At 35.0% G+C, this 19,269-nt stretch carries 13 protein-coding genes and 1 pseudogene; 6 read left to right on the top strand and 8 right to left on the bottom strand.

Annotated features, from left to right (window positions below; genetic code table 11):
- Positions 1-44: 44 nt before the first annotated feature.
- The 4 genes and pseudogenes from safA to NSQ89_RS04320 form a co-directional block, all read right to left on the bottom strand.
- Positions 45-607: pseudogene (safA, locus tag NSQ89_RS04335) on the bottom strand (SafA/ExsA family spore coat assembly protein).
- A 155-nt stretch (positions 608-762) separates the two neighbouring features.
- Positions 763-4,176, bottom strand: coding sequence for a pullulanase (locus tag NSQ89_RS04330; protein ID WP_341132293.1), 3,414 nt, complete (start codon positions 4,174-4,176; stop codon positions 763-765).
- Positions 4,177-4,741: 565 nt separating this feature from the next.
- The gene (locus NSQ89_RS04325) at positions 4,742-5,890 is read right to left on the bottom strand and encodes a PstS family phosphate ABC transporter substrate-binding protein (protein ID WP_341132292.1); all 1,149 of its coding nucleotides are present in this window, start codon (positions 5,888-5,890) and stop codon (positions 4,742-4,744) included.
- A gap of 182 nt (positions 5,891-6,072) precedes the next feature.
- Positions 6,073-6,924: a TetR/AcrR family transcriptional regulator gene (locus tag NSQ89_RS04320; protein ID WP_047941395.1), complete on the bottom strand. Its 852-nt coding sequence runs from the start codon at positions 6,922-6,924 to the stop codon at positions 6,073-6,075.
- A 96-nt stretch (positions 6,925-7,020) separates the two neighbouring features.
- On the opposite strand from NSQ89_RS04320, the gene NSQ89_RS04315 reads away from it, so the two are divergent.
- Together NSQ89_RS04315 and NSQ89_RS04310 are read left to right on the top strand one after the other, a co-directional pair.
- The gene (locus tag NSQ89_RS04315; RefSeq protein ID WP_341132291.1) at positions 7,021-10,104 is read left to right on the top strand and encodes an efflux RND transporter permease subunit; all 3,084 of its coding nucleotides are present in this window, start codon (positions 7,021-7,023) and stop codon (positions 10,102-10,104) included.
- 495 nt (positions 10,105-10,599) lie between these two features.
- Positions 10,600-11,430 (top strand): dimethylarginine dimethylaminohydrolase family protein, encoded by an 831-nt coding sequence (locus NSQ89_RS04310; protein WP_047941393.1) that lies wholly within the window; start codon positions 10,600-10,602, stop codon positions 11,428-11,430.
- Between the two features lie 56 nt (positions 11,431-11,486).
- Here the strand turns inward: NSQ89_RS04310 and NSQ89_RS04305 are convergent, their stop codons facing one another.
- Positions 11,487-12,254 (bottom strand): sugar phosphate isomerase/epimerase family protein, encoded by a 768-nt coding sequence (locus NSQ89_RS04305; RefSeq protein ID WP_095257888.1) that lies wholly within the window; start codon positions 12,252-12,254, stop codon positions 11,487-11,489.
- A gap of 175 nt (positions 12,255-12,429) precedes the next feature.
- On the opposite strand from NSQ89_RS04305, the gene NSQ89_RS04300 reads away from it, so the two are divergent.
- Positions 12,430-13,227 (top strand): nucleotidyltransferase domain-containing protein, encoded by a 798-nt coding sequence (locus NSQ89_RS04300; protein WP_047941391.1) that lies wholly within the window; start codon positions 12,430-12,432, stop codon positions 13,225-13,227.
- 145 nt (positions 13,228-13,372) lie between these two features.
- Here NSQ89_RS04300 and NSQ89_RS04295 read toward each other — a convergent pair whose 3' ends face one another.
- Positions 13,373-14,263 (bottom strand): cation diffusion facilitator family transporter, encoded by an 891-nt coding sequence (locus NSQ89_RS04295; protein ID WP_047941390.1) that lies wholly within the window; start codon positions 14,261-14,263, stop codon positions 13,373-13,375.
- Positions 14,264-14,655: 392 nt separating this feature from the next.
- Here NSQ89_RS04295 and NSQ89_RS04290 point away from each other — a divergent pair, with 392 nt between their 5' ends.
- Positions 14,656-14,784 (top strand): hypothetical protein, encoded by a 129-nt coding sequence (locus tag NSQ89_RS04290; RefSeq protein WP_341132290.1) that lies wholly within the window; start codon positions 14,656-14,658, stop codon positions 14,782-14,784.
- 93 nt (positions 14,785-14,877) lie between these two features.
- Here NSQ89_RS04290 and NSQ89_RS04285 read toward each other — a convergent pair whose 3' ends face one another.
- Together NSQ89_RS04285 and NSQ89_RS04280 are read right to left on the bottom strand one after the other, a co-directional pair.
- Positions 14,878-15,813 carry a glycosyltransferase family 2 protein gene (locus NSQ89_RS04285; protein WP_053215825.1) on the bottom strand — a complete coding sequence of 312 codons (936 nt, stop codon included), beginning with the start codon at positions 15,811-15,813 and terminating at the stop codon, positions 14,878-14,880.
- Positions 15,795-16,904 carry a polysaccharide pyruvyl transferase family protein gene (locus NSQ89_RS04280; protein ID WP_047945043.1) on the bottom strand — a complete coding sequence of 370 codons (1,110 nt, stop codon included), beginning with the start codon at positions 16,902-16,904 and terminating at the stop codon, positions 15,795-15,797. The genes NSQ89_RS04285 and NSQ89_RS04280 overlap by 19 nt, the downstream gene beginning before the upstream one ends.
- Before the next feature lie 156 nt (positions 16,905-17,060).
- Between NSQ89_RS04280 and NSQ89_RS04275 the strand changes: the two genes are divergently transcribed.
- Together NSQ89_RS04275 and NSQ89_RS04270 are read left to right on the top strand one after the other, a co-directional pair.
- Entirely contained in the window at positions 17,061-18,017 is a 957-nt protein-coding gene (locus NSQ89_RS04275; protein WP_341132289.1) for a glycosyltransferase, read from the top strand.
- A complete protein-coding gene (locus NSQ89_RS04270) occupies positions 18,014-19,105 on the top strand; it encodes a polysaccharide pyruvyl transferase family protein (RefSeq protein ID WP_047945045.1) in 1,092 nt (363 codons plus the stop codon). The genes NSQ89_RS04275 and NSQ89_RS04270 overlap by 4 nt, the downstream gene beginning before the upstream one ends.
- The last annotated feature ends 164 nt before the right edge of the window (positions 19,106-19,269 follow it).

The raw sequence follows: 19,269 nt of genomic DNA, 5'->3' as shown, positions 1-19,269 counted from the left end.
TTAAGTAGTAATCCCTTACTAGAATATTATTTTGATATAAACATTTACGTCCAATAGTTACCATTTTGGTAATATCCTACACCGATTTGTGTAAAGTTTTTACTTAGTATATTGGCTCTATGACCGCTAGAATTCATCCACGCTTGAACTACTGCTTGTGCGCTTGTTTGGCCTTGGGCAATATTTTCCCCGGCTGCTTTATAACCAATTCCGTAGGCTTTCATCATATCAAATGGCGATCCGTATGTTGGACTTGTAGGACTAAAGTATTTTTTTGAGCCATATCCATCGATTTATCTCTAGCAACTCTTGATAATTCCCAGTTTTCCGTTATAGCAGGAAGTCCTTTTTTTTGACGTTCTATATTGCAAAGTCGGATTACTTCCCGATCTACAGTTTTAATGGAATCAATATTGGGGATAGTCAATTTTTGATTTGGATAAATTAAACTAGGATTTGAAATCTGTGTGTTCGCAGCAATAATCTCTTTTAAGCCAATTTGATATTTCATCGCAATTTTCCACATTGAATCTCCATTTTTAACGGTATATGTATCAGCAAATACCATCGTAGGGAGTGCTATTAAACATAAAAACAAACTAACCATTGCTATTATTTTCTTCATTTTACCACACCTTCTGAATAATAAGGTGCACACAAAATTTCGTTTTATCCTTCGTCCATTATTTTTTGCTTTCTTTCCCTTTTTTAAATACAAAAAGCAGAAGTTAGCTATACTCCTAACTTCTGCTATCTATTTATTTATTCTGCATCTGCTTTTTTTCTGCGAATGATGATAGAAAGACAAACACCTGCTGCTAAAATAACTATCCCAATCAGTAGATATGTGCCATTATTAGTTGCTGTATTTGGCAAGGAATTTTTTGATTTTCCGTTATTGTCAGCCTTCTCACCGTTATCTCCCATGTCTCCCTTATTATCATTGGGATTCTTATCTGCATTAACTGGGTCTTCTTTATCTGGTTTTTCTGGAGCTTTAGGATCTGTTGAATCCACTGGATTTTCTGGATCATTTGGCTCTTTGGCGCCATCATCCTGATTTCCGCCTGTCTCTTTTTCATTTTTTATGACAATAGTAGTAAGTGGCTCAAGTGTTATTTTTTCTGCTGTTAAAGTGAAACCACTTTTCTCTTCAACAGAATCTTTACCTGCTTCATCATTATCCACTACTACATTAAATTCGGTTAAATCTTCACTTAATGTCAGCTCCCTAGCTTTTGTATCACCATTTATAAATACATAATAGCTGCCTGTATCGTCTGTTGACTCATTTTTATAGGCAATAACAACATCCTCTTCCTGAATCTCTTGTGCAGCAATCATGGTTACATTAGAATCGACTAAACCCTTTTCTCCTAGTCGAAAAGCATTGCTTGATTTTCTTAATTCAATTAATCCTTTTGTATATTCCACCGTTTCATTATTTACTGGATATACTTCCTTATTGGTGGCTTTGGACCAATCAAACATATTAATGGCATCAGATGAATCATAGGAATCATGAACAAAGTAACCAAACACATTGCCATTTTCATCTGTAAAAGCATCATATTTTTGTTCTGGAATTCCCTCTCCTAGCCATTGCTTGGTTCTTCCATATTCTTGTCCTGCATGTAAAAATGCCGTGCCTTGTGAAGTCAGAATCAATGAGTTTCCAAGGCGAATACGTTTATGAATTTCTAGATCATTTTCTGGAATGGCTGGATCTTTTTTCAAAGCTTTCGCAATAATATCGTAGAGCGGCAGATTATCATGTGCTTCAATATATTGCACCATGTCTCCTGGATTATCTGCTGGCGTATTGGATGGCTGTGCTTTTATATTGTTAAATATCGTCTGAATATTACGAGCTCCGCCAGTGATAAAGCGCGGCTCTCCTTCTGAACCATAACCCGATTTTACCTCATTTCTTATTTCATCAGAGAAAACACCGACATCATCGGTTTTATCCATCCAGTCTTGGTCTGCACCTTTTCCTGCCAAAGATGGGTCTGCTAAATGCCCCGAGAACGTTCTCCACCCTTCTCCAATAAATAATGCATTTGGATTGATGGCTGCCGCTTCATCATAAGCTTTTTGAACAGCTTCATAGGTTGCATCCCCCATCATATCCCATCTCATGCCATCGATTTTAAATTCACGAAACCAATATTTCACTGAATCTATCATTAGCTTTTCCGCCATTTTATGATTTGTAGCTAAGTTATTTCCAAATCCCCCCACAAATTTACCATTACTGTCTTGGAAAAAATAATAATCTGGAACAATATCATTTAATAGACTAGCATTGGACATATGTGTATATACAACATCTAGAACCACTCCCATGCCAGCAGCATGAATCGCATTAATTAGCTCCTTTAATTCTTTAATGCGCAGCTCTGGATCTTTTGGATTTTCCGAATAGGCACCATCTGGTGAGAAATAGTTATGAGGATCATACCCCCAATTATATTCATTTCCTGCTGCCGAATACTCTAATTCCCTTTCTCCCATTCTCGTTTCATCTCCCCAATACCAAGCATTAACTGGCAGGAGTTGGACATGTGTAACACCCAAGGATTTTATATAATCCAGTTTATCAATAAATGCTTTATAAGTTCCAAAGCGACCATTTAAATCTGTCTGAATGGTTGGATCAGAAGTAAAGTCACGAATATGAGCTTCCCATATAATTGCATCCTCTCGTTTTTCATAGCCATCAATCTTCACACTAGTTAAGTTAGCGGGATTGGTTTGACTTAAATCAACAATGGCTGCTTTTCCTACTGTATCGCCATCACTGCCAACCTGTCCCTTTGTGTTAACAGTAAAAGCTGCCATCGATTTAGCATAAGGATCTAAAACTTTAGATACTTTTCCATCATTGGTTACTTCATATTGATAATAATATCCTCTTGTATCTTTGATGCCGAGATCATCTGCTTTCGCTTCGACACTCCATACCCCTTGATCCCCTTGTACTAAATCTAAACTGCCAATTTTCCTTGCTGCATCATTTTTATCATAAAAAACGGCGGTTACCTTTGATGCTTTCGGTGCCCATAATTTTAATGTTGCATCCTTATTATGATATGTGGCCCCTAAATCATTGCCCTCATAAAAGTAATTTTCATCTAACATTTTCCATCCAGATTTGGCTGTAACAGATCTTCCTTGATAAGAGATTGTAAAAGGCCCCTTTTCCGCATCATAAACACCTGTTATTTCCACTGTGGTTTCATTAATAATTTTCACTGCACTAAAATCTATTACTTCTTGGTCCTTATCCACAATAGATAATGCTTGCGCTATATCCTCTTCCACAAGTCCTTTTGTACTGGAAAAAGTTAATTGGATGGTTGTGTCAGACAATAGTTCTCCTGAAACTAAATCAGTTGGTGATTCCCAGTATGGTGAAATATAAACTTGATCATCTTCATTTTTAATCCATAAATGATTATACTCTTCCAATAAAGCGAACCCTTTGTCACCACCAATCTTTTCACCATTTTCACGGTTTACAATAAGAAAGCCAATTTTTTTAGCATTCTCTTTCACTTTTATATCAACATAAGCACCATAGCGATCATTTTTTTCTAATGCTACAGCATCAGTCGGCCAATTAACAGTAGGTGATTCTACATCTTCCCATAACCACAACCCTAACTTATCATAGTTTTGGTCATCTCTTTGATAATGAATTCTAACAGTATTTTCAGCCAGTTCTACTGGCTCAAATAGATGAACACTATCTGAACCTTCTTTAATCCATACTTCATTTAATGATGGATTGTTTATCGTAACGGACTTATCTCCGCTCTCTTTCTCTCCATTCGTTCTGTTTACAACAAGAAAGCTAACCTTTCTAGCATCTGCTTTCAAAGGAATATCAATATATGTACCATACTCATCTTGCTTCTTTTCTTCAAACGCTGCAGCACCTTGTGGCCAATTAGCAGTAGGTGATTCTACATCGTCCCACAGCCATAACCCTAGATCCTGATACTTATTTTCCTCATTTTGATAATGAATTCTTAATGTGTTTTCAGGTATATCTTTTCCATCTGTGTTCTCTGCTTTTACGTTCATTTGATTGAACGAGAAGCCTCGTGTCGTGAACACAAGAACAAATATCGTTAGTATAATGAGTGATTTCCTTAACCAGTGATTCATTCCTGTTCCTCCTGTTCTAAATGTTTTAAGCAACTTGAGCCTTTTACTAAACCTAACTAAATGTAAAAAAATAAGCGTTTACTTCTTCTAGTGATGTAAAAGTAAACGCTTTCTTTCTATGTGAGATTATAAATATACTAGATTATGAGTGTCAATATTTCTTTTGATTGTTCACGGTAACAGAATTCCAAACTAGATAGTTACAGGCATTCCGCCCTATAAAATAGACAAAAAAAGGGATTAGAAAGGTTGAGTAGAAAAAATCCATTAATAAAGCGTTTTGGTTTTCATCTTTATGAGGAGTGGATGCGTTTGGCTGATTTTTTCTTACTTTGGCTGATTTTCTCGCTGCTTTGGCTGATTTTTTCTTATTTTGGCTGATTCCCTCGCTGCTTTGGCTGATTTCTCCCCTTTTTACTGCTATCTATCAATCTAATTAATTAGTTTTCTCCATTATAAGCAAAAAATAAAGATTCTTTTGTTGCTGTTTACCATATAAATAGGTAACTCGGCCAGTAATAAATACTGCCGGTTACCCAAACAAAGATCTACCACATATTAATATCTATTCAACTGCCACATAGCCAGTTTCCGAAACAATCCGTTGGCCTTGCTCTGACACCATCCATTTTAAAAATCCATCAACTTGGGGAGATTTATTATCCTCCAGCGTAATGGCATAAAATTCATTAATGAAAGGGTAGCTTCCATCTTTAATTGTTTCTACTGTAGGAGGTATTCCATCAACAGCAATATTTCTTATTTTTCCATTACGCACCATATCTTCTGAAAAATGCCGGAAAGAGAACCCAATCGCATTTCTTTTATTCTGATAGTCTGCAGTTTCACTTATTATGCCTTCCATTGCATTGACAATATCCTTTGTGGGAGGATCCATTAACGGTTTTCCATCCATAACCCTCAACAATGCAGATTGACTGCCACTTTCTTCTGGTCTTTGAAATGCTCTAATTTTTTCATGTTTTCCACCGACTTCCTTCCAGTTTCTTATTTTCCCAGAATAAATATCCTGTATTTGTTCCACGCTTAGTGTTTCCACTGGATTTTTCGCATGAACAAAAAAGATAAATCCCTCTCTCCCAATTGGTGTAAGCTTTAATTTTACCCCAAGGCTTTCAGCCAATTTAAATTGTTTCTCTGAAGGCTTTGGCACAAATATGATGTCTGCCTCACGATTTAATAAGCGATTAAATGCCTCACTTGTTTGACTTGAAACTACCTCACTTTCCTCTAATGGATACATTTTTTGTGGATAGACTGCTTGAACAAACCCTGCGTATACAGGATAAAGAGCGGTAGAGCCGTCTAATCTTGGAAGATCCCCTTCTATTTTAAATGTTGATTCTTCTTTCAACGACACAGCTTTTGTTCCCTCTAAAAATGGCATATATTCTGTTAAATCCGTATCTTGACTACTAACCACCTCTAAATTTTTATCAAAATGTTCATAAAATATATAACCCGCTATCCCGCAGATACTCATGACTAAAATTACTATCCTTGCCCTTTTGACTGCTTTTTTCTTCCCCCATTCAAAGATTAATAGATAAACAGTTACCATATAAAATACAGTAATAATCGGTAAAAACCATAGATAAAATGTACTAGCTGTGAATAAAGTGGTTACCATTGTTGCAATAAATCCAATAAATACGATAAACACCGTCATTATAATTGCTTGTAATACTTTCATTTTTTTCTCCTTTATAATTACAATCTCTCATTTATTCGCCTTAACAAATGATTTATTTCAATTTTAGTGTATATTTTCACTTTAATCAATAATTATTTTATTTGCTACAATTCCTTGATTGCTTTGAAATCCTTTAAATAAAAAAAGATGAATCCTGTAAAGAACTCATCTTTAAAATATATCTATTGTTTATGACTCGGATGAAGCTGAAAATATTGGAATAATAAATAGGATAACCAAATGCAGTCACGATGATGTCGAATGTTTTCAAGCAATCCTTTTAGTAAAACCGAGTTCAATGTTTTCTCTTCCAACTGCTCTATAAGTAAAGAAAGCGATTCTTTCACATAATGATCATCTACTTCTTCCATTTTCCCTTTTATATGTTGCAGCAAATCCTCTTTTGTCGCACTTTCTTCAATAACGGACTGGTGCAGCAACTGATAGATACTTTCTGTAAAATATGGTGATTCTGTATATGAAGCTATAATGTCTGTTTTCTCTACAAGCGATTTTGCAAGCCTGTGTAAATCAAAATCAATATATTTATTATGGTTTAATACAATATGCGTATAAGTATTAAGAAACCCTTTAATACTAAATACTAAATCATACTTGATTGCTTGTTTGGATGAATCATATACTTTTCCAATCATATGCTCGATTGTTTTTTCCAGTAAATGATCATAATAAGTAAACTTTCGAATAAATTCATCATTAAACGAAAGCGCTTGCTCTTTAATAAACAATGTCGCAAAACTAGAATTTTCCTTAAATGTATATAATATTTCGTAATAAAAATGATAAAGAATATCATCCACATGATTGACTGCGTAGTCAAGTTTCGCGATGAACTGTTCCATAAAATAATCAACTAAAGCCATAATTAATTCATCCTTTGACTTAAAGGATAAATAGAAGGCCCCTTTAGAAATCCCACAATGTTCCGTTATTTGTTGAACGGAAGTAGCCGCAAATCCTTGTTTTGCAAATAACTCTATCGATTTTTCCATAATCAGCTGTTTTTTTGTCATCTCATTCTCTCCTATGTACTATTGATTGACATATGACTACTTAGTCATTTATTATAAGTAAATGAGTTAGATTAGTCAATAAAGGGAAGGTGTATTATGAAAGGTTTAGTAAATTTTGTGTTAGGTAACAAGCTTGCGGTTTGGTTACTAACCATTATTATTACTGTATCAGGTATCTATTCTGGTACAAGGATGAATATGGAAACCATACCAAATATCTCTATTCCATACTTAACCGTAATGGATGTTTACCCGGGAGCTACTCCGGAGAAGGTGATGGAAGAAGTATCCATGCCGATAGAAAAAGTAGTAGAAAATCTGGAAGATGTTAAAGCTGTCTATTCAAATTCTTATTCGAACATGGCAAATGTTCAACTAGAATATGAATATGGTACAGATATGGATGAAGCAAAACGAGCTTTACAATCCGCTCTGGATAATGTCACCTTACCTGAAGATGCAGAGGAACCTACAATTACAGCAATCAGTATGAATATGATGCCAGTTGTAGCGTTAAGTGTCAGCAGTACAGAAGAAGACATTACCGAATTAACATCAACTGTGGAAGATATCATTCTTCCAAAAATCGAAAAGATTGATGGTGTCGCTTCTGCAACTATCACAGGTCAGCATATTGAAGAAGTCGATTTAACATATGACAAAGAAAAAATGGCGCAATTAGATTTAACGGAAGATACTGTTAAAGATATGATTCAAGCGAGTAACTTAGCAGTTTCTTTAGGACTTTACGAGTTTGAAGAAGGCGAACAAGCAGTTGCAATTGACGGGAAATTTATGACAGAAAAAGAACTAAAGAATATGCTTATTCCTGTCACTCCATCTGAACAAAATCCTGCCCCATTCGTAAAACTTAGCGATATTGCAAAAATTGAAGTAGTTGGGAAAGTGGAATCAGTTTCTCGTACAAATGGTAAAGATGCAATCGCCATCCAAATTGTCAAAGGTCAACAAGCAAACACTGTTGATGTTGTTAACAGTGTAAAAGATTTAATTAAAGATGAGCAAAAAAACATTGATGGCTTAGTAATTGATGTTTCTCTCGACCAAGGAGATCCGATTGAAAAATCTGTGTTTACCATGGTTGAAAAAGCAGTATTTGGTTGTTTAATCGCCGTATTAATTATTTTACTATTCTTACGTGATTTTAAATCAACGATTATCTCGATTATTTCCATTCCAGTATCTATTTTCATGGCATTACTGCTATTAAACTGGATGGATATCACGTTAAATATTATGACGCTAGGTGCTATTACGGTGGCAATCGGGCGGGTAATTGATGACTCCATTGTTGTCGTGGAAAATATTTATCGACGCTTGCACCTGAAAGAAGAAAAATTAACTGGCCGCGCGCTTATTAGAGAAGCAACGATTGAAATGTTCAAACCAATCCTGTCTTCTACTTTAGTAACAGTTGCGGTATTTGCTCCATTAATGTTTGTTGGAGGCATGGTTGGAGAATTATTCCGTCCTTTCGCCTTAACAATGGCGTTCTCTCTTGGGGCATCATTACTTGTTGCCATTACAATCGTTCCAGCACTTTCTCATTTCTTATTTAAGAAAAAATTATATAGTGAGAAAACAGAAAGTAATCATAAAGAAGCTGGTAAATTGGCAACTTGGTATAAAGGTATTCTCGAAAAAGCACTTAATCATAAAATCATCACTTCCCTTATCGCTGTTATTTTATTAGTTGGAAGTGTTGCCCTCACTCCTTTAATCGGCTTTAGCTTCCTAGGAAGTGAAGAAGAAAAAACGATGTATATCACCTACACTCCAGAAACTGGTGAACTAAAGGATGAGACATTAAAGAACGTTACAGAAGTAGAAGAAAAAATGCTTGACCGCAAAGATATCGATATCGTTCAATTATCGATTAATGATACAGCTGATGCACAAAGCGCAATGATGGGCATGGGAGCTGGCGGTGCACTTATGTACCTAATCTTTGATGAAGATATGAAAAACTTCCCTGAAGTTCGTGATGAAATTGAGGAATATATTACAAATCTCGATCAATCTGGCGAATGGAAATCCCAAGACTTCTCATCAACCGGGATGTCAACGAATGAAGTCAGCTATACATTCTATAGTGAAGATTTAGATAAGCTGAATGAATCAGTGAAAAAAGTAGAATCTGTGTTAAAAAAGAATGATGGTTTAGAAGATGTTACTACAACAGCTGAAGATGCTTATGTAGAATATACATTTAAAGTAAATCAGGAAGAATTATTACAATATGGGTTAACAGCTGGTCAGCTCCTTGCGACACTAAGCCCTAACAATTCAAAAGATGTATTAACAACGATTGAAAAAGACGGTGAGGAGCTTGATGTTATTGTCCAACAAGTAAAATCAGCACAGCCGAAATCAATCGACGATATGCTAGACACTGAAATTCCAACTGCTACAGGGCAAACAATGCCACTTTCAGAGCTTGTGGATGTAGAAGAAGGAACTACTCTAAATACGCTTTCTCGTAGTAAAGGTGAATACTATGCAACTGTATCAGGAAAAATCCTTGGTGATGATGTTTCGAAAGTAACAAATGAAGTAGATAAAGAAATCGATAAAATCGACTTACCAAAAGGCGTTACAATGGGAGTTGCGGGTGTAACTGCAGATATGAATGAAACATTCACACAGTTAGGTATTGCTATGATTGCTGCTGTTGCGATCGTGTACTTTATCCTTGTTGTTACATTCCGTGAAGGGGTTGCCCCATTCTCGATTCTATTCAGTTTACCATTCGCTGTTATCGGTTCATTTGTCGGATTGTTCCTATCAGGTCAAACCATTTCTGTTTCGGTAATGATGGGGCTCTTAATGTTAATTGGTATTGTTGTAACGAATGCCATTGTATTAGTAGACCGAATCATTCATATGGAACGAGATGGAATGAATATGCGTGAAGCGATTCTTGAAGCAGGATCAACACGTCTTCGTCCGATTCTAATGACAGCTATTGCAACAATTGGTGCATTAATTCCATTAGCAGTTGGTTCTGGTGGTAGTGGATTAATCTCTAAAGACCTTGGTATTACTGTTATTGGTGGTTTAATCAGTTCTACTTTGTTAACACTTGTTATCGTCCCTATTGTTTATGAAGTTCTTTCCAAACTATTTAAGAAAAATCGTAAAGATATTGACGAAAGCTAATGCTATATGACAAAAGCCAGTGAAGGGTTCTTCACTGGCTTTTGTCTGTCTTCTTTTCCTCTGATTTAGCTATTATAGTGGGATGAATGCTGCTTCTACTGGCTGTTTTTGTAGTTATGGCTTGTATTTCCTTCATGAACGCTACTTCCACTGCTTTTCCTTGCATTTCTGGTTTTCATTTCCCTGATGAACACCACTTCCTTCAGGGTTTCTTGCCAATATGGTTTTCATCCCCTCTATGAATGCCATTTCTACCGCTTTTCCTTGCAATTATGACTTTCATTTCCCTGATGAACACCACTTCCTTCAGGGTTTCTTGCCAATATGGTTTTCATCCCCTCTATGAATGCCATTTCTACCGCTTTTCCTTACAATTGTAGTTTTCATTTCCTTCATGAACATCATCATCCCCAAAAAATGATTGCACAAGTTCTTTCATAAAATAAGCCATTCAGGAAAAACTATTTTCTATACTATAATGGAAAGGGTTTTATCATGAAAATAAATTGTTCCAATGAATATGATCCATTAAAAACAGTAGTCTTAGTTTCTCCTGAATATATGGCTATTAAAGTCCCTATAAATGATATTCAAAAAAAACATGCAAAGAAAAATATTGATAAAAAACTTGCTGTAAAACAGCATGAAATGTTTATAGAAACTCTGCAAAAAAATGGAGTGGAAATAATCCTTCTTCCAGCAGAAGAAAAATACCATGAACAGGTTTTTACAAGAGATATCGGATTCACCTTAGGAAGTCAGATCTTTGTGGCAGAAATGGCACGAGATGCTAGACACGGAGAAGAAAGAGTTTTAATAGATTATTTAAAGAAAAAAGAAATCACTTATACAGATATTAAAGGCAATTTTATTGAAGGCGGCGATGTGATTATTGACGGGAAAACAATTTTTGCAGGCATCAGTCAGCGTACAAATGAAGCAGCTATCCGCCATTTGCAGACCTTGATGCCTTCTTATGATGTCATAGCTGTCCCGTTTACGGATACATATCTCCATCTAGATTGTGTCTTTAATATTCTTTCTCCTACAGAGGGATTAATTTTTCCAGGAGAATTTCATAAAGAAAAAGAAAAATTACTGCGAGAACGATATGATTTTATTCACGTAAGCGCTAAAGAGCAAGAAACATTAGGTACAAATGTATTATCCATTGGCAACAAAAAGGTAATTAGTTTACCTATGAATGAAGGGGTTAATAAAGAATTGCAAAAAAGAGGGTATGAAGTACTCGAGGTTGATTTTTCCGAAATCATTAAATCTGGTGGGTCCTTTCGTTGTTGTTCCATGCCCTTACTTAGAGAATAGGTAAAGGTAAATTTCATCAGTGGGGAAAAATCCCCGCTGATTTATTCTAGTTAAGTTTATATCTTCCGGTCCGTTAACATTTCCTTTAGATTTCGCAAACTAATTTCAATGCTTTCCAATGGAGTTCTTCTAGTTGCATCCTGTTCAATAATCCACCATTGGATATCTGCGTCCTCTCCTTTTTCAAGAATTGCTTGAAAATCAATACTTCCTGTACCTACCTCAGCAAAGAATTGTTCTTCATCTGTTGTCATATCCTTTAAATGAATAAGCTTCATTCTATCTTTATATGTATCAATCCATTTTGCTGGGTCATAATCTCGCTTCGAAAGCCAGTATACATCTGGTTCTGCAAAAACTAATGTAGGATCTGTATCTTCCATTATCGTGGCTAATGCCGTTCTTCCATCACGCAATGTATCTAATTCAAAATCATGATTATGATAACAAAGAGATATCCCTGCTTTTCGACATTCTGCTCCTGCCATATTCAAGAAAGCAATTAGTGATTGATAATCCGCTTCTGTTCTTTTGTCTGGTAAAAGATAGGGACATACTAAAAATTTACTCCCTAATACTAATTGATCTTGAATAACCTGAGAAAGATCGCTCTCCAAATCAACTAATGGTACATGGCATGCTGCTACTCGTAAATTTAGTTCATCCAATAATTCCTTTAATTCTGCTACAGGAATTCCCCCATATCCAGCAAGCTCTACTCCTTGAAATCCAAGATCCGCCACTTTACGGAGGGTTCCGCGAAAATCCTTCTCACACTCATTTCTTAACGTATACATTTGGATGGCAATCGGTATATTCCTCACTTGTACTTCCTCCTCCTTGTTATTCCTTTCCCCCAACTACTCCCTAAAGGGATAGTCAGACAAAATAAGCACTCCCTATCATTGTACATGAGAACGTTATCATTTTGCAGATTAATATGGTAAATCGCTGATTTTTTTGGTAAAATGAGCAAAAATCAATTGGAGGTATATGCCTTTGGAAAACCATATCAGAAAAGTGATTGACCAAACGGAAAAGGAATTTAACATAAAGGTGCTTTATGCATGTGAATCCGGAAGTCGGGCATGGGGCTTTCCATCCAAGGATAGTGATTATGATGTGCGGTTTATTTATATTCATCAGCCAAACTGGTACTTATCGATTGATCGCGGCCGAGATGTAATCGAGATTCCAAACCATGATTCATTATCAATCCCTGTTGATCCCTTATTAGATATGAGCGGCTGGGAACTAACTAAAACGCTTAAGCTTTTTCGCAAGTCCAATCCCCCGTTATTAGAATGGTTACGCTCTAATATGGTATATTATCAGCGTTTTTCAACCATCGATAAAATGAAAGAACTAGAAAAAGAAATATTCTCGCCTGCTTCCATTATCTATCATTATTTAAATATGGCAAAAGGAAATTTTCGAGAATACCTACAAGGAGATACAGTTAAAATCAAAAAATATTTTTATGTATTGAGGCCAATTTTAGCAGCAAAGTGGACTCAAATATACCAAACGGTTCCGCCAATGGAATTCGAAACATTAGTACAAGAACTTATCCCTGCTGGTGACCTTCTTACAAGTATTATAACTTTATTAGAAAGAAAAAAATCTGGCGAAGAATTATCACTCGAACCACGAATCAATCTTATTAATACATTCTTAGAAAGTGAGATTTACCAGCTAGAAGCGTACGCAAAAGGGTTGCAAAAAAATTCGGAAGATCCAACCGAACAATTAAATGAACTATTTCGATTTTCATTAAAAGAAGTCTGGAATTATTAAAAGAGGTCATTGAAAAAGCGTTTATGTGAGAACAACACTTTTTCATGACCTTGTTTAGTTACTACCTAGTTCTATTTAAAAAGTAATTGCTTTTGCATATGCAAGTGGTTAATATGAAAGCTAAATATAAAGGAACAACTGAATGCTAGTCCTTAAAATATGGATTCAAATGAATTAGCACTTCATTAATATTATCGTGCTTTGCCATTAATTTCTTTTTTATTTTTCTAGATAAATCATGACCTTCCTTAATGGTTTTATCGTAATCGATTGAGATACGTAAATCGACTAATATATAGTGACCATGTTCTCTAGCACGGAGTCGGTCAATTCGCTTTACTTCAGCAAATGAAGAAATTATGTCATGATACTCTGCTAAAATTGCCAAATCTATATTCCGCTCCAGTAAAATATCAAAAGCTTCACTTACCATTTCCTTCGCAATTTTAAAAATCAAATAAGCAACAATGATCGTTGCCATCTTATCTCCATAAAGAAATAAATGTATATTCAACTTTTCTCCAAGGATAGAGAAAAGAACACCTATTGCTGCTGCAATGGATGCCACAATATCAGCCTTATGATCATAAGCAATTGCTTCAATTGCTTTACTGCTTTGTTCCTTCGCAATCCTCTTACTATATCGATATAATAGCACTTTCGAAATATAAGAAATAACAGCAACCCACATTGCAATCATACTTGGTGTTGTGATGGGATGGAATAACCCAATTATTACTTCATATACCAAGTAGATAGAGACACATAAAAGAATCATACCAACAATACCAGATACAATTATTTCTGCCTTACCATGTCCATATGGGTGTTCCTGATCTGCCGGTTTATTCGCAATTTTAATAACGACTAAAACAAGAACAGAGGCAAACACATCTGCAGCTGAGTGAATCCCATCGGCAAAAACCGCATCACTATTCCCTATCCAACCCACTATTATTTTCCCAATTGTTAAAATAATATTACTAATTACACTAATCCAAGCTACTCGTTTGGCTAGCAATTCTCTCGATCCCAAATCTCATCAACCTCTTTTATTTTCCAAAAATTTCAATACACTTAAAAAGTCAACTTAAACATATTAGCAGAAAAGAAAGCAGTGGGTCTAGAGAAAAAAAGTTGCCTTCTTACAAATTAATCATTTACTTTTCTTTACGAATGTATTCGTTTGTGGAATAAATCAAAGTAAGAAAATAAGTTATAAGATAGATTGTTTTCTAAGTTATATTCTTTATGGATGATTATTTTTGGATGATTCTTTATGGATGATTATTTTTGGATAGTTATGTTGCGATGAATGAAGCTAACATTTAAATTCAAGTTGGTTTATATACGGTCAATAAACCAAAATATAATATTATATCAGTCAAAGTGAGGAATTTATCAGCCGCTTTGGATTTAATAGCTAATGTGAGACGGATTTCAGCCTCTGCGAGCGGCTTTTCAGCCAAACTATGGAATTTATTAGCCAAAGCGCGGGTGGAATCAGCCAAACTTGAAAAATATCAGCCAATACTGCAGGGATATCAGCCAAACTAAGATAATTTCAGCCAAACTCCCAATTTTTCAGCAATTACCATAAATAACTACTAGCCCCTGCTTATTTTAGCATGGGGCTTCTCTTTCCTTAGATTACAACTTACGGGCATTTTTTATTATATTTTTTTGGGTAAAACTATATTTATTGCTGATTTTTTTCCAATAGTAGAATAACCAAAGTTTTATTTTTTGCCATTTATATATATTTGCTTTTGTATACTGCAATTCTTGCCAAGCAGAATCTAATTTATTTGCCTCTAGTAATCTTTTACTATAGTCCAATTTTAATTTTGACAAATACAAATCGATATAAGGAACTTCTTCTTTATGAAGCAAATTCTCTAACGAATAAATGATCGGATAGCGATTTAATATGGTCAAATCCATACATACACTGTTTTCTAACCCGCGATAATAAATGGCATAGCTTTCATTGATATAGGCAATCGAATAGTTCATCCCAATTCGTAACCACATATCTTGATCTTCTCCAAGAGGCTCTCCTTCTTTAAATAAACCTATTTTATCAAAAACTTGCTTTCGGACTGCGATTGCAGAAGAAATGATTGGTAAATCCTTTAATGTTTTTTCAACATAGTTTGTAAATATCCCTTCCCACTTTTCAGGCGTTTGATAAATAGATGGGATTATTTTCTTTTTTGTCGGCAGAACGATTTCATAGCTTGTTGCATAAGCACCGCATTCAGGATATTTATCTTTTAAATATATAATTTTCTCAAGAAAACCAGGTTTCCACTCATCATCTGCATCAATAAACGTAATTAATTCAGCGGTAGCGGCAAGTATCCCCTTGTTTCTAGCTGCTGAGGCACCTTTGTGTTCCATCTTAAGTACCTTAATCCGATCGTCGGCCCAAGTTTCCGCTCTTTCAACACTGCCATCTGTTGAACCATCATCTACAATAATAATCTCAAAATCTTGAAATGTTTGCGAAAGAATGGATATAATTGTTCGTTCAATATATTGTTCTTTATTATATAGCGGAATAACTACTGAGACAGCGACCATCTTGCACCCTCCCAATTTTTCATCGCTAGTGATTGTGCAGCCTTTATCGATAGTTTTGGATACCTATATTGGCCAGCTATAATTTGTTCAAGAGCATGCCATATACTTTCCTCTTCAAAGGAATGGGATGGAATAATATACTCTTTATCTGCTTGAATTTGCTTGGCCCATCCATCACATTTAGGATGATAAGAAAGAATGATCGTCGGTGTATTTGTAATATAGCCAAATACAGAGCTATGAAGTCTCATCCCAATCAATCCTTTTAAGGAGGCAATGGTTCGAAGAGTGTTTATTGGATCCTTATCATAAGACAGATGCTTAATAGGAATTTTTGTGTGTAATTGGTCGATGACTTCACGGTGAATGTCTTGATCTCCAAAAAGAGGATGGCCATTAAAATCAATAAAGACTAACTCTTCTATTTCCTCCTGGTTAAGTCCATTTAAAACATTGACTATTTTTTTCATTCTCGTCTTTTCAATACTTGTATCTCCACCAATATATCTCTCATAGTGACATAAGGAAATTCCTAAACCTTTTCTAGCATGCAACCCATTAAAATTTTCACCAACTACAAGTGGTAAAAGGACTGCTAAATCAAATGTTAATTCTACATTTATATCGGAAGAGAAAGAACGAATTAATTCATAGCTTTCTTCATCTCTACAGCCAATATAATTAAATTTTTCGATAAGCTTTTTACATGCACCTTCAGCAGCCGAATCTCTAAATGGTCCAAAGGATACCCCAATTGCAGCTGCTCCTTTCCCTCTATTTAAATCGATTAAATCGCTATCTCTTGTCATTTTATCTGTCGAATGAAAAACAGAGCCGCCGCCAAATAAAATAAAATCACTCTCATAACAATGCCTGTACAAACGAAGTAAGTTTTCATTACGTTCTTGTTCTTCTTGAACAAAAAGTGCTTCCATTTCTGCATTCAATGGCAGAACAGGCTTTTGTATACATGTCCCATAGATTTTATCCCCAGATAGAAATTTCCGGCTTCCCCAAGAGGATACTAGTAACAATGCATCATCTCCGCCATTCTGTTCTCCATAATAACCTGAAAGAATAATCTTACTCATCTAAGTGCTCCTCCTACCTCTCATATCTCTTAATAGTATATGGACAATCCATAAAATGGTGACTAGCAGTTAACATTTGGACCATTTGCTATGGTCCGATTTATGGGGGACAAGAATAGTATATATAGTAAACATTAGGGAAAGGACATGATGCTGATGACATTAAAGAAGAAAAAAAAGATACTTTTTATTACAAAAAATTGGGAAAATGGGATAGAAAGAAATACGTATTATTTAACAAAAGAATTAAAAAAATACGTTGATATAAGAACCTGGGAGGAAGACGGTAATATAAGTGAAACATTACAGAAAATGAACTTTCAGCCTGACTTTATCCTAGTAAATGATTTACGACCTACCCGATCACCAAAAGTAACTGGACTAAAGGACTGCAATATTCCGTTCGGGATTATCATGCATGATTTAAAATACCAAATGGATCAAAGAAGAGCATTCATTAAAGAAAATAATGTGAAATATATTTTTACCCATTATAGAGATTCTTTTTTGGAATGGTATCCAGAATTTAAAGATAAAATGATATGGTTTCCCCATTATGTAAATATTGATGTATTTAGTGACTTCAAGCAACCGAAAACAATTGATTATTTAATGATGGGTGCTGTCCATCCTACTATTTATCCATTACGTCAAAAAATTCTTGATCAAATGAAAAGTTTATCAAATTTCACCTATCATGAGCATCCTGGCTATTTACACCAACAGTATGATGAGAAATCGTTCAAAGTAGCGAGCAGCTTTGCACAAGAACTGAACAAAGCAAAGATTTTTTTTACTTGTGATTCCATTTATCATTATCCTGTAATGAAATATTATGAGACTTTAGCTTGTAATACTTTATTACTAGCTTCTTGCACAAAAGAGATTAAAGATTTAGGATTCATTCCTGGTGTTCATTTCATTGAAATCGATGAGGAGAATTTTATGCGAAAGGCACAATATCATTTAAGAAATTATGAAACATTAGGGAAAAAAATTGCTTTAAATGGCTATAAAATGGTAAGAAAAAAACATTCTGTACAAGTTCGAGCGCAGCAGCTCCTTGATCATATTGAAGAGATTCTTGCTAAGGAAGGGGGCAATGAACAATGAGAATATTATATCTTGGTTATTTGGGCGTTAATAACATTGGAGATGAAGTTTGTTATGAAGCATTCGCTCAAGCTTGCAAAAGATGGCTTCACGAAGACTATACTTTATTTTCCTACCCAATTAATTCTTCTAAAACCCTAAAAGAATTATATGGAGAAAAACCATTTGATATCGTTATTCTAGGAGGAGGCTCTTTATTTCAAGGCAATTTCTTTATCGATTTGGCATTAGAGGCAATCGAAATGAAACTTCCTCTATATTGCTATGGAACAGGCATTGATTATATGACGGAAGAAACAGTTGAATCCTTTAAAAGGGGTGAATTTCAGTTATCCTCCACCACCTTCAATAATAAAGAGATTAATAGAGATAAAATAAAAAAAGTGATTGAATACTCCACATTCGCAGGTCTTAGAGGACCACTTACACAGAAGTATATAAAGACTTTAAATCCTTCGCCAACGAGTAATTACCAGATAATTGGTGACTCTGGGATGCTATTTACACCCCAAGAAGACGACTATATAAAAAGTAAATACTTGCAGGATCAGGATAAAAAAATAATTGCGGTCAATTGGGGAACCACCCAAAACATCCTTTTTGGCTACGATGAATATAAACTTAAAAATCAAATTATTAAAGCATGTACCAATCTTTTAAAAAAAGGATATCAAATTGTTATTTTTCCAATGTGGGATTTAGATGTCCCTCACTGCAAGGAACTATATGAGAGCATAAAGAAGAAAGGAAAAGTCACATTCATTCCAGAAGTTTGCACAGCTTCACAAATTTATTCTTTCTTATCGCTTTGCCACTTTTCTCTTAACTTAAAGCTGCATGCAAATGTACTTTCTGCATCAAGCGGTACCCCGTTCTTCCAATTAGCTTATCGCTCAAAGGGTGTAGATTTCGCCGCCTCTGTCCACCAATTACCTTATACGTTACTAACCAATACGGAGAAACTAGCTGAAACGATTGAAAACAAAGAATTTTATTTAACAAGCAATAAAAACCGAAAAAAGCTTAGATTAGCAAAAGAGAGAATTGTCGCAAGACATAAAGACTTTATCTTGTCATTAAAAAAGTAATTTAAAAGGGATGTTCCTTTTCTGCGGAACATCCCTTTTATACATATAAAAAGTTGCGTATAACCGATGATTAACAAAAAAATAAAATAGAAGCTCTTTAAACCTTTCCCTTTTATGGAGCCATTCTCTAATAAAGGGAAGGAAAGCTTCTATTAATCGGCTGA

This window comes from Niallia sp. FSL R7-0648, assembly GCF_038007005.1.
GTDB lineage: Bacteria > Bacillota > Bacilli > Bacillales > Cytobacillaceae > Niallia > Niallia circulans.
Note: the sequence above shows the minus strand (reverse complement) of the source record. Positions and strands in the feature narration are given on the sequence as shown.